Origin of the sequence: Streptomyces sp. NPDC056160, assembly GCF_042268205.1 — a bacterium.
GTDB lineage: Bacteria > Actinomycetota > Actinomycetes > Streptomycetales > Streptomycetaceae > Streptomyces.
Genome location: NZ_JBHJUW010000052.1, coordinates 40,499 through 51,599, shown reverse-complemented (window position 1 = coordinate 51,599; position 11,101 = coordinate 40,499). Strand labels below are relative to the sequence as shown.

11 protein-coding genes are annotated in these 11,101 nt (G+C 69.9%); 8 read left to right on the top strand and 3 right to left on the bottom strand.

What is annotated here, in order from left to right; translation table 11 throughout:
- Window positions 1–88 precede the first annotated feature (88 nt).
- Window positions 89–508, bottom strand: coding sequence for a tautomerase family protein (locus ACFC02_RS20665; protein ID WP_376359037.1), 420 nt, complete (start codon window positions 506–508; stop codon window positions 89–91).
- A 265-nt stretch (window positions 509–773) separates the two neighbouring features.
- On the opposite strand from ACFC02_RS20665, the gene ACFC02_RS20660 reads away from it, so the two are divergent.
- The 3 genes from ACFC02_RS20660 (at window position 774) to ACFC02_RS20650 (ending at window position 3,266) form a co-directional block, all read left to right on the top strand.
- Window positions 774–1,268, top strand: coding sequence for a winged helix-turn-helix transcriptional regulator (locus ACFC02_RS20660; protein ID WP_376359043.1), 495 nt, complete (start codon window positions 774–776; stop codon window positions 1,266–1,268).
- Between the two features lie 169 nt (window positions 1,269–1,437).
- Window positions 1,438–2,019: a DUF6817 domain-containing protein gene (locus ACFC02_RS20655; protein WP_376359034.1), complete on the top strand. Its 582-nt coding sequence runs from the start codon at window positions 1,438–1,440 to the stop codon at window positions 2,017–2,019.
- A 332-nt stretch (window positions 2,020–2,351) separates the two neighbouring features.
- Window positions 2,352–3,266 carry a ketopantoate reductase family protein gene (locus ACFC02_RS20650; protein WP_376359031.1) on the top strand — a complete coding sequence of 305 codons (915 nt, stop codon included), beginning with the start codon at window positions 2,352–2,354 and terminating at the stop codon, window positions 3,264–3,266.
- Between the two features lie 262 nt (window positions 3,267–3,528).
- Here ACFC02_RS20650 and ACFC02_RS20645 read toward each other — a convergent pair whose 3' ends face one another.
- Together ACFC02_RS20645 and ACFC02_RS20640 are read right to left on the bottom strand one after the other, a co-directional pair.
- Window positions 3,529–3,996, bottom strand: coding sequence for a hypothetical protein (locus ACFC02_RS20645; protein ID WP_376359028.1), 468 nt, complete (start codon window positions 3,994–3,996; stop codon window positions 3,529–3,531).
- A 427-nt stretch (window positions 3,997–4,423) separates the two neighbouring features.
- Complete coding sequence (locus ACFC02_RS20640) at window positions 4,424–5,521, bottom strand: LacI family DNA-binding transcriptional regulator (RefSeq protein ID WP_376359025.1); 1,098 nt, start codon at window positions 5,519–5,521, stop codon at window positions 4,424–4,426.
- 227 nt (window positions 5,522–5,748) lie between these two features.
- Here ACFC02_RS20640 and ACFC02_RS20635 point away from each other — a divergent pair, with 227 nt between their 5' ends.
- From ACFC02_RS20635 to ACFC02_RS20615, 5 genes are all read left to right on the top strand, one after another.
- Entirely contained in the window at window positions 5,749–6,924 is a 1,176-nt protein-coding gene (locus ACFC02_RS20635; protein ID WP_376359022.1) for an ABC transporter ATP-binding protein, read from the top strand.
- Window positions 6,925–6,940: 16 nt separating this feature from the next.
- On the top strand, window positions 6,941–8,212 hold the full coding sequence (locus ACFC02_RS20630) for a spermidine/putrescine ABC transporter substrate-binding protein (RefSeq protein ID WP_376359019.1): 1,272 nt from the start codon (window positions 6,941–6,943) through the stop codon (window positions 8,210–8,212).
- 41 nt (window positions 8,213–8,253) lie between these two features.
- Window positions 8,254–9,081 carry an ABC transporter permease gene (locus tag ACFC02_RS20625; RefSeq protein WP_376359040.1) on the top strand — a complete coding sequence of 276 codons (828 nt, stop codon included), beginning with the start codon at window positions 8,254–8,256 and terminating at the stop codon, window positions 9,079–9,081.
- Window positions 9,078–9,923 (top strand): ABC transporter permease, encoded by an 846-nt coding sequence (locus ACFC02_RS20620; RefSeq protein WP_376359016.1) that lies wholly within the window; start codon window positions 9,078–9,080, stop codon window positions 9,921–9,923. The genes ACFC02_RS20625 and ACFC02_RS20620 overlap by 4 nt, the downstream gene beginning before the upstream one ends.
- Before the next feature lie 84 nt (window positions 9,924–10,007).
- On the top strand, window positions 10,008–11,009 hold the full coding sequence (locus tag ACFC02_RS20615; RefSeq protein ID WP_376359013.1) for an SIS domain-containing protein: 1,002 nt from the start codon (window positions 10,008–10,010) through the stop codon (window positions 11,007–11,009).
- Window positions 11,010–11,101: the final 92 nt, after the last annotated feature.

Here is an 11,101-nt window from a genome sequence, read left to right as displayed (position 1 = left end):
ACCGACAAATCCCAAACAGGACAGTCGATGACGTCAGTCAGTAGGCGAGTCAGGCTCATCAGCGGAACCACCAGTCATATCTTCACTGTCAGTAGTCGGTTGCTGCGTTCGTCTCGGCCCAGTGCCTCTCGGCGTCGGAGAGAGGCGGGGGCGGCACGATCCCGTTGATCATCCAGAGTTCACTGCTGGTCTCGTCGACGTGGAACTCCCAATGGAGATCAGCGTGCCGTTCGAGGTGGGGCTGGAGCATGCGCTTGACCCACTGGGCAGTCCGGCGGCGCGTCTGTTCGTCAGGGTTGCGCCGGGCGATGTGGTCCACGGCGATACGAACCCCCCGCGTGGCGGGCTCCCCTCCGACGAGGAAGTCCTCGGCGCGGGCTTCGTGGAACAGCGTGACCACGTAGAACCGGGGCAGCCCGGCCCTCTCGTAATGGTCGGTGATGTCCGTGGCCAGCCGACGCTTGTCCGCACTGTCGAAGATTCCAGGCGTGTGATGGATGTTCCACATGGGCACGGTGGTCTGTCACTCCTCGCATCTTGCGCCGGTCGCAAAACGGACGCCGAGGTGAGAAGCCGGAGCCGGCGCCGCACCGAGCCCTTCCCGAACTCCGTCCACCACGACTGCGGTGCCGTCGGGGCAACCGCAGCGTCTCCTCGCCGATCCCGAGCAACGATCTCGTCAGGCAGAGGGAACCACGCCCCAACTGGGTAACGCAAGCGTTAGTTATGTCAACGTTAGTTATGTCAACGTTAGTTATGATGGCGGCGTGGCGATGAGGTTCGAGGAGCGACTGAGCGACCGAGGCGGATGGTCGATCGGCGACGGCTGCTCGGCGGCCCGCGTGCTGGACCTGCTCAGCACGAAGACGGTGTTCCTGGTGGTCCGCGAGTTGTTCTACGGCACCACCAGGTTCGACGACTTCGTGGAGCGAGCCGGGGTGTCCGCACCGGCGGTGTCACGCGCCCTCAAGCAGTTGAAGGCAGCTCGCGTCGTCGAGTCCGTCACCTACCGGGCGCCGGGCCGGCGCGCCCGGGAGGAGTACCGGCTGACCTGCGCCGGGGAAGACCTGCTGCCGGTGTTCCTGGCATTGATGCAGTGGGGCGACACGTACCTGCAAGACGGCAGCCCGCCCTTGGCGTTCGTCGACGCCGACACGGGCCGGGCGCTCAGGGTGCGCGTCACCACTGACGAGGCCCGTGAATCGGCGTCCCATGACATCGAGGTCCGGGTGCACCCGGCCTGGCGACGCAAGCCGACGGAACGGTAGCCCAGTGAGATCGGGGTGCTGGCAGACCGCCCGATGGCCAGACCGCCCGCCGACAAGATCGCCCGACGGCCAGGCCGTCTGCCCCCCGCAGAGGCCTCATCGGGCGGTTCACCGGCGGCTCGTCGGGCGATCTTGTCGGCGGGCACACGTCACGGGTATAACTCCTCCCGTGAGCGAGATTCTGAACGAACCCGCATCCGTTGATCGTCCAGCCGTCGTCCAGTACCTGCGCAGCCGTGGCGCCGAGAGCATGCCGCACCCCGGCGGGACACTGCTGGAGCACCTGCTCCGCGTGAGCCACCGCCTGGCGGCCTGGGGCGCGGATGCCGATGTGCAGCTCGCAGGAATGTGTCATGCGGCCTACGGCACCGACGGCTTCGCCGAATCCCTGGTGGACCTGTCCGATCGTGCGGTCCTGGCCGGCCTGATCGGTGAACGGCCCGAAGCGCTGGTGTATCTGTACGGGAGTTGCGAACGGGCGGTGACATATCCTCGGCTGCACACGTCGCCCAGTCCGGCCTTCCGCGACCGGTTCACGCAACGTGACGTCGATCCGCGTACCGAGGACGTGCGGGCTTTCCTGGAGATCACCGCAGCCAACGAGCTCGACGTGTTCGAGCACGACGAGGACCTGGCGGCCCGGTACGGCCCGTGGCTGTACCGGCTGATGCAGTCCGTTCGCGACCTGGTGTCCCCAGAGGCATGGAACGCGGTGCACCTGCGCCTGGGGGACTGCCCCCCGGACGCGTGAGGACAGTCGGGCTCACGCTCCGCACGTGGCATGCCCGCTGGCTGACGGCCCGCGTCGGCTACGCCCCCACAACAGCCACAGACGTTAAGCGGAGCCCGGAGAGATTCCCCGCGACGGTCTGAACACCTGGGCGGACGCCGCGATCCGGCGTCGTAGCCCCCGGTCGGCATGACCATCTCGGCATCGGAGCCGGAACGGGTCGGTCTCGGCGGGACTTCGCGCCCGAATCCTGGTCACAGGGACCGCCGTCGACCCGGCGACCACTCACATCAGCGCTGGACCTGCTCGTCCTTCGCTGACACCCGACCACACCTGAAACGAAGGCCACCCCTATGAGCGTTGCACACCCAGGCACGATCGCCGTGCTCGGTCCCGGCGGTGTCGGCGGTCTGCTCGCCGCACTGCTGTCACGCGCCGGCCACCAGGTGATCTGCCTGGCCGGCGAATCGACCGTGCAGGCCCTGACCCGCAACGGCATCCGCGTGCGGAGCACACGTTTCGGCGACTTCACCGCCCCCGTGGCGGCAGCGACACACCTGACCGAGCCGGTCGACGTATGCCTCATCACCTGCAAGCAGACAGCCTTGGACGCGGCACTAGAGCGCGTTCCCGCCCGCGTGCTGGCCGACGGCCTGGCGGTACCGCTGCTCAACGGCGTGGAGCACCCCGCGCTGCTGCGGCGGCGCTACCGGCCCGAGCAGGTCGTACCCGGTGTCATCCGGGTCGAGGCAACGCGCACTGCACCGGGCGTGGTCGTCCACAGCAGCCCGTTCGTGCAGGTCGACCTCGCCGGCGCGACCGCGTCGGCGGACCGGGTCCGAGCGGCAGCCGCCGTGCTCGAAGACGCGGGCGTACAGACCCGGGTGTCCCAGGACGAAACCACGACGCTCTGGACGAAGATGGCGTTCCTCGCTCCCATGGCGCTCCTGACGACCCGCTACGGCATCACCATCGGCGATCTGCGCACCCGGTACCGGGACGAACTGCTGACACTGACGCACGAGGCGACAGCGGTCGCCCGCGCCTGTGGTGCGGGCGTGGACGCGGATGCCGTCATCACCATGTACGACGCCTTTCCCCCGGAGACCAAATCCTCGATGCAACGCGACGCCGAGGCCGGCCGCGCCCTCGAACTGGACGCCATCGGCGGCGCGTTGCTGCGCTCGGCCGACGAGCACGGCATGACCACGCCTCTGGCCGCCCGGCTGGTAGCGGAACTGAAGACCACCGCGCGGGCCACGCAGTGAACCGCAGCGGCAACGACTCCCGCCTGCCCATCTGCTGGCACGCCTCGAACGGCTCCGCGCCTCCCTGAAGTTCCGGCAGCTTCTGTCACAAGCCATGCCGCCCCGCCCCACCAGCCTCGTACGCCCGGGGCGTCGGCTGCGCCCGCCAGCCACAGCAGCAGGGAGGGCGCTGCGCCGAGAGTGCCCACCCCGTTCCAGTCGGCGTGGGCGTGGACCGCGCCGACCAGGGCTGAGCCGCTGGCCCCTCCGGCGAAGTAGCGCGTCATGTGCCGCCACGGTGGTCGAGGCCGGCCCTGGCGGCGTTGCGGATCCGCTTGGTGCGGCCGGCTTCGGCGAGGACCTCGATGGCCACGGTGTTCGTCCCGGCGGCTGTCTTGAGCTGGAGCCAGTTGGAGGACGCGAGCAGGTCGTCCGGCTGCCAGGGCAGCTTCAGCGTGACGGCGCGCAAGAGTGACCACTCCCGCAGGCGCTGAACCAGGAACGGGTGGTCGATCGTGGCCTCGGTCATCGCCTGCGCCCACTCCTCGTAGGCCGGACCGGCGTAGAGGCCCGCGGCTCGACGGTCCAGGTGCCGCAGCACGGCGGCCCGGGCCATCGTCTGGTCCGGATCAGTGAGCACGCGGCTGACCAGAGCGACCTCGTCCGGGTCGGCAACGTGCCCCAGCCTGTCGAGGTAGGCCGCACAGCGGGCGTGCTCGTCCGGGTTCCGCAGGATGTCGTGGACGTTCATGCGGCTCGCTCCTCGCGTTCGGCCAGGACGCCATTCTCCAACCGTGCGCCGACGCGGACGAGGGACACCAGGTGGGCCCCGGTGATCGAGTGAGAAGCCGAGACGGTCCGGGGGACCGACCTGGTGCGGCGAGATCGGCGGCCCTGATGCGGTGGCGCAAGCCTCGGGCGGTGCAGGAGCCGGGCAAGTTCCCGCTGGTTGCGGCGCTCCCCGTAGTGCGGGGTGGTATACGGCAGTTGGCCGTGCAGCGGCGCCGGGCGCGGACGGGCCGGTAACCCTCGGCCTGGACGGCGTCCTCGTCCTGGCGCATTCCGATGAGCGGGACGCCGCCGCGACGTGGAAGAAGTACTCCGGTCTCCGTCCGCTGAGGGGGGACGTCCACCAGGCCGTCTCGAAGTTCCCGGCCTCGCCGTGGACCAGTCGGGCATCAGTCGCCCGGCGTGTGCAGCCGCCGTACCCGCGCGGGCACGGGGCCGGTGGACTCGCGGGGGACGTAGGTGGCGCGCAGGGTGTGCCTGCGGGGACGGGTCGTGGAACCGTTGATACGGCGTACCAGGATGTCGGCGGCCAGGCCGCCCAGTTCCTGCACCGGCTGGCTGACCACGCTCAGCCTCGGCCGGACGAGTGTGGCCCAGTCGGCGTCGTCGAACCCGATGACCGAGATGTCGCCGGGGATGCGGGCGCCGAGGTCGAGCAGGGCGTCGAGGGTCCCGAGCGTGGCCACGTTGTCGGTGGTGAACAGTGCGGTGGGCCGGTCGGGCGCGCTCATCAGCTCCATCACGGCCGAGCGCGCCCAGGTCCGGTCGTATCCGGTGTGGCGGATCAGCTCTGCCCCGCGCGGAATGCCGGCGGCTCGCAGGGCCTGCCGGTAGCCGGTGAGACGCTCGGTCGTGGTCCAGATGTCCGCACCGGGGGCGAGCCGAGTGGCGTTCTGGTCGGGGGACGCCGAAGTGATCACGGCGATGCGGGTGTGCCCTTCGCCGGTGAACCTGGAGACCGCGGCCTTGGCGGCACCGCGGTTGTCGACGACGACCGTGTCCAGCGTGGCGCCGCTCAGCGCGCGGTCCAGGAGGACCACGGGGATGCCCGCGGCGACAGCCTTGTCGAGGTGCCCGTGATCGGTCGCGGCGGGTGCCACGACCAGGCCGTCCACACGGCGTTCGATGAACATCTGCACCGCGGCCCTCTCCGTCTCGCCCTTCTCGTCGCTGTTGGCGAGAACGACCTGTAGCCCGGCCTTGGCCGCGACGTCGGTGACGCCCCGCACGGCGCGGGCGAAGTAGGCGTTCTCCACGTCGGCGACGACGACGCCCAGGGTGTGGGTGCGCCCGCTGATCATGCTCCGGGCCACCGCGTTGGTGCTGTAGCCCAGTTCCGCGGCAGCGGCCAGGACCCGTTCCCGGGTGGCCGCGCTGGACGAGCCGTATCCGCCCAGGACTCGGGCGGCGGTGGCCTGGCCCACGCCGGCGTGCCGGGCGACGTCGGGGATGGTGACGCGGCGCGGCGGTGGTGGGGGCTGCGGCATGGGCGATCTTTCGTGGGTGACGTCCTCGGGGGACGCCGAGGAATCGGCCGGTGAAATTCGGAGCCATTCAACCATTGACGGGCGGCGCCTGTCCGTGTGTAAGGTCTGGCCCGTTGGTAACGTTATCAATTTTCGCCTGCACCGCCCCCTGCCTTTCCCAGGCTGGGCACGGCACCCCCGTCCGTGTCCGCCCCGATCCCGCGCCCCGAACACCGGAGGTATCACGGATGGCAACCGACACCCTCTCGCCGCCACCGGCCGCTGGCCCCGCCATCACGCTCGTCGACGTGGTCAAGGGCTTCGGCAGTGCCGGCGCCCGGGACGCGGCGGTCGTCCGCGGCGTCGACCTCGTCATCGGCGAGGGTGAGTTCTTCTCGCTCCTGGGCCCCTCGGGCTGCGGCAAGACCACCACCTTGCGGATGATCGCCGGCTTCGAGGAACCGACCTCCGGTCAGATCCTCCTGCACGGTCGCGACATGGTCGGCGTACCCGCCAACAAGCGTGACATCAACATGGTGTTCCAGTCCTACGCCCTCTTCCCGCACCTGAGCGTCGCCGACAACGTGGCGTTCGGCCTGCGCCGCAAACGGGTGCCCAAGGACGAGATCCGCGACCGGGTCGAGAAGATCCTGCACACCGTCGAACTCGCCGGCAAGGCCGACCGGCACCCCCGCCAGCTCTCCGGCGGCCAGCAGCAACGCGTCGCCCTGGCCCGTGCCCTGGTCAACCGCCCCCGCGCGCTGCTCCTGGACGAACCCCTCGGCGCCCTCGACCTCAAGCTGCGGCAGAGCATGCAGCTTGAACTCAAGCGCATCCAGCGCGAAGTCGGCATCACCTTCGTCTACGTCACGCACGACCAGGCCGAGGCCCTGACCATGTCCGACCGGATCGCGGTGATGAACCGCGGCCTGGTCGAGCAGGTCGGTCCGCCGCAGGAGGTCTACGAGCGGCCCTCCACCGCGTTCGTCGCCGGCTTCATCGGCACGTCCAACCTGATCGGCGGACGGCTGACCTCCGTGGGAGCGACGACCGGGGTGCTCGACCTCGGCGGCGGCCAGCGCGTGACCGTCCCGCTGCGCGGCCCCCACGTGGCCGGTGAGGCCGTCGAACTCACGGTGCGACCGGAGAAGATCACGCTGGCCGCCGAGCCGGCCGACAGCGCCAGCCGCGTCCGCGGCACCGTCCGGGAGGTGGTCTACCTCGGTACGTCCACCAGCTACACGGTGGACACCAGCACGGGTGCGGAGATGACGGTCTTCCAGCCCAACGACGGCAGCGCCTGCGTGTCTCCGGACCGCGGCCACACCGTCTGGCTCTGCTGGGCCACCGACCACTCCTACCTGCTCACCCGCCCCACGACCGCGGCGGCCGCCGCGGACCCGGTTTCCCTCACCTCGCGCTGACGACAGGCGGACCCTCATGCCCGAGCACCCCACACCTTTCGCGCCCCCGCCGCGCGCCCCGGCTCCCCAGGGCTGTACCCGGCGCGGCCTGCTGCGTGCCGCCCTCGGCGCCGCCGCGCTGGCCCCGCTCGCCGCGTGCAGCGTCCCCGGCGCCCGCGTGCACGTCCCCACCGGCAAGGCGGAGATCGCCGCCGCCGTCACCGACTTCTGGAGCGGGAAGAAGAAGTCGGGGCGGCTGGATTTCGTCAACTACACCCAGTACATCGACGTCGATCCCGCCGACCAGGGCAAGCACCCCACCCTCGACGCCTTCACCCGCGAGAGCGGCATCAAGGTCGGCTACGACGAGCTGATCGACGACAGCGCCTCCTGGTTCGGCAAGATCCAGCCCGAATTCGCCTCCGGCCAGGGCATCGGCTACGACCTGATGGTCGTCGGCGGCGACAGCTACCTCACCAAGTACATCGAACTCGGCTACCTCGCCCCGCTCGACCACACCCGCCTGCCCAACTTCGCGAGGTACGGCGGAGCCGCGTTCAAGAACTCCCCCTTCGACCACGGCAACGTCTACACCGTGCCCTGGCAGTCCGGCATGACCGGCATCGGCTACGACCCGGCCCAGGTCGGCCGGAAGATCACCAGCTGGCAGGACCTGCTCGACCCCAGGCTGCACGGCAAGGTCGGCATGTGGAACGACGCGGTGCAGATGGGCAACGTCGCGCTGCTGGCCGTCGGCGTGAACCCGGAGACCTCCACCCATGCCGACTGGCGCGAGGCAGCCGCCTGGCTGCGCAGACAGCGCGACGCCGGCATGGTCCGCTCCTACTCCACCGCGACCTACCAGTCCTCCCTCCAGCGCGGCGACCTGGCGGCCTCACTCGTGTACTCGGGCGACGTCTTCCAGGCCAACCAGAGCGGCTCACGACTGGAGTTCGTCATCCCCGACGAGGGCGGTCTGCTGTGGACCGACAACCTCTGCATCCCGTCGACAGCCGCCCATCCCGTCGACGCGCTGGCCTACATGGACTACGCCTACCGGCCCGAGGTCGCCGCGAGGATCAGCGAGACCGTGCAGTTCGTCTGCCCCGTTCCCGCCGCGCAGCAGGCCGTCGCACGCGACGCGGCCGCCGCCACCGGCAAGCGGCGCACCGTCCTCGACGCCCTGAGCACCAGTCCCCTGGTCTTCCCGACCAAGGCCGACCAGTCCAAGCTGCGCCGTCTGCGGGTGCTCGACGAAGAGGAGGAGAAGCAGTGGAACGCACTGTTCGAACCGATCTACCAGGCCTGACCCGTCGGCGGCGCCCGGGTGGCGCACTGGCCCCGTACCTGATGATCCTGCCGGGCTGGCTGTGGCTGGCCGCGTTCTGCGTCACCCCGGTGATCGTGATGGTGTCGTTGTCGCTGCAGACCGGCAACTTCATCGACGGCTTCCGCCAGACGTTCCACTTCAGCACCTACGCCGACGTGGTGCGCACCTACCACGTGCAGCTGGTCCGGTCCCTGGTCTACGGCGCCGTCGCCACCGTCGCCTGCGCCGTCGTCGGCTACCCGGTGGCCTATTGGATCGCCTTCCGGGCCGGCCGCCACAAATCGGTGTTCCTCTTCCTGCTCCTGCTGCCCTTCTTCGTCTCCTTCGTCATCCGCACCCAGTCCTGGAACGTGGTGCTCGCCGACCACGGCGTCCTGCTCGGGCCGCTGAAGGACATGGGACTGCTCTCCGCCGGCTTCCACCTGCTGGCCACGCCCTACGCGGTGATCGGCGGCCTGACCTACAACTTCCTGCCGTTCATGGTGCTGCCCGTGTACGTCGCCCTGGAACGGGTCGATCCCAAGGTGATCGAGGCCTCCACCGACCTGTACGCCTCCCGGACCCAGACGTTCCTGCGTGTGGTGCTGCCGCTGTCGCTGCCCGGTGTCTTCGCCGGCGTACTGCTGACGTTCGTGCCCGCCTGTGCCGACTACGTCAACGCCGGCATCCTCGGCGGCCCCTCCACGACGATGATCGGCAACATCATCCAGACCGAGTACTTCACCAACCTCGACTACCCCGGCGCCTCCGCGCTGTCCTTCGTGCTCATGGGCGCGTTGCTGCTGGCCGTGTTCACCTACGCCCGGACGCTGGGCACCGACGAGGTCCTGGAGGCGGCCGCGCGATGACCACCCCAACCGTCGCACCCGCGGCCGACGCGCCCGCCGCGCCGCGTCCACGCCGCGCCGGGCGCGGGCGCCGCCGCCCCACCCTGACTCTGTACACCGTGCTGGTGCTGGCCTGGCTGCTGCTGCCGATCGCCGTCATGATCCTGTTCGGGTTCAACGACACCGGCAGCAAGGTCAACTTCACCTGGCAGGGCTTCACCCTCCACTGGTACCGGCACCTGTTCGCCATCCCCAACCTGACCTCCGCCCTGGTCAACAGCCTCACCATCGCCGTCGTCGTCGCCGTGGTCGCCACCCTCCTGGGCACACCCATCGGGCTGGCGCTCGGCCGCCACCGCTTCCGCGGCCGGGGCTCCGTCGACCTGCTGATGTTCGCCGCCATCGCGGCACCCGAGATCGCTCTCGGCGCCGCACTGCTGTCGCTGTTCATCGTGCTGGGCGTGCCCCGCGGCTACTGGACGGTTGTCATCGCGCACGTGGCCTTCTGCATCCCCTACGTCGCCATCACCGTACGGGCGCGGATGGCCGGACACGACCCGACGCTGGAGGAGGCCGCCCGTGACCTGGGGGCCGGGCCGTGGACGGCGTTCCGGCTGGTCACCCTGCCGATGCTGCTGCCCGGCGTGGCCTCCGGCGCCCTGCTGTGCTTCGCCCTGTCCGTCGACGACTACGTCATCACCAGCTTCAACGCCGGCCGTACGGTCACCTTCCCGCTGTGGGTGTACAGCGCCAGCCGTACCGGCGTGCCTCCGCAGGTCAACGTCATGGGAACGCTGATCTTCGTCGGCGGCCTGATCATCGCCGGGGCGAACGTGCTGTTCTCCCGGCGTCGCGCGACCTGACCCGGTCCGGTCCGCGCTCTCTCGCACACCGGCTCACCGGCACACGCCGGCCGGTACGGAACAACCTTCGAGGAAGTCATCACCGTGCTCAAGTTCAACGAAGCCGAGTTCGTCTCCCAGACGGAGAGCCTCCTGGCGCTGCGCCCCCAGATCGAGAAGGTCGTCGACCGTCTGACCGACGACGGCTACGACAACGTCCTCCTCGTGGGCGCGGGCGGTACCTACGCGCAGATGTGGCCCTACGAGCACCTCGCCCGGCGTTCCTCGCTGCTGCCGGTGCGGGCCGCCGTCGCCGCCGAACTCGTCGTCTCCGGCGACGCCCGCCTCGGTGAACGCACCGTCGCCGTCTTCACCTCCGTCTCCGGCACCACCGACGACAGCCTCCGCGCCATCGCACACTGCAAGTCCCAAGGCGCCCACACGATCGGCTTCACCGGCTACCCCGACTCCCCCGTCGCCCAGAACGTCGACACCGCGCTGGTCTCCGAGCCCAAGGCCTGGCCGTTCGACGTCCAGCTGCTGCTGTTCATGGGCCGACTGCTCTCCCGCCGGGGCGAGTTCGAAGGCTACGAGCGCCTCGCCGACGAACTCGCGGGCCTGCCCCGCATCCTGGTGGACGTCGCCCGGCAGGCCGAGCCGGTGGCGGCGGCCTTCGCCGAAGCGCACAAGGACACCGACTACCACTTCCTCATCGGCGGCGGAAACCTGTGGGGATTCACCTACCTGTACTCCATGTGCATCCTCGAGGAGATGCAGTGGCTGCGCACCACCCGGGTGCACAGCGCCGAGTTCTTCCACGGCTCGCTGGAACTGCTGGAGGAGAACACCAGCGTCGTCGTCTTCCAGGGTGAGGACGAGACCCGGGCCCTGACCGACCGGGCCGAGGCCTTCGCCAAGCGCGTCTCCAAGGACGTCACCGTCTTCGACACCCGCGACTACCCCCTGGAAGGCATCAGCCCGCAGTTCCGCGGACTGCTCGCCCCGCTGGTGCTGGACACCGTGATGGACCGCGTGAGCAAGCACCTGGAGCGGGTGCGCGACCACTCGCTCGACCTGCGCCGCTACTACCGCGTCATGGACTACTGAGCCCTCTGACCGGTTCCCCTCGTCCCTCACGTCCCGCGCGCCGGTGCCCCGGCACCGGCGCGCCCACGCCGGGCGCCGTGCCTGCGCACACC

What these genes read in the sequence shown, in the direction of transcription:
- ACFC02_RS20660 (WP_376359043.1), top strand. Translation starts at nt 774, where the DNA reads ATGAGGTTCGAGGAGCGACTGAGCGACCGAGGCGGATGGTCGATCGGC.
- ACFC02_RS20650 (WP_376359031.1), top strand. Translation starts at nt 2,352, where the DNA reads ATGAGCGTTGCACACCCAGGCACGATCGCCGTGCTCGGTCCCGGCGGT.
- ACFC02_RS20630 (WP_376359019.1), top strand. Translation starts at nt 6,941, where the DNA reads ATGCCCGAGCACCCCACACCTTTCGCGCCCCCGCCGCGCGCCCCGGCT.
- ACFC02_RS20635 (WP_376359022.1), top strand. Translation starts at nt 5,749, where the DNA reads ATGGCAACCGACACCCTCTCGCCGCCACCGGCCGCTGGCCCCGCCATC.
- ACFC02_RS20625 (WP_376359040.1), top strand. Translation starts at nt 8,254, where the DNA reads ATGATCCTGCCGGGCTGGCTGTGGCTGGCCGCGTTCTGCGTCACCCCG.
- ACFC02_RS20620 (WP_376359016.1), top strand. Translation starts at nt 9,078, where the DNA reads ATGACCACCCCAACCGTCGCACCCGCGGCCGACGCGCCCGCCGCGCCG.
- ACFC02_RS20665 (WP_376359037.1), bottom strand. Translation starts at nt 508, where the DNA reads ATGTGGAACATCCATCACACGCCTGGAATCTTCGACAGTGCGGACAAG.
- ACFC02_RS20645 (WP_376359028.1), bottom strand. Translation starts at nt 3,996, where the DNA reads ATGAACGTCCACGACATCCTGCGGAACCCGGACGAGCACGCCCGCTGT.
- ACFC02_RS20640 (WP_376359025.1), bottom strand. Translation starts at nt 5,521, where the DNA reads ATGCCGCAGCCCCCACCACCGCCGCGCCGCGTCACCATCCCCGACGTC.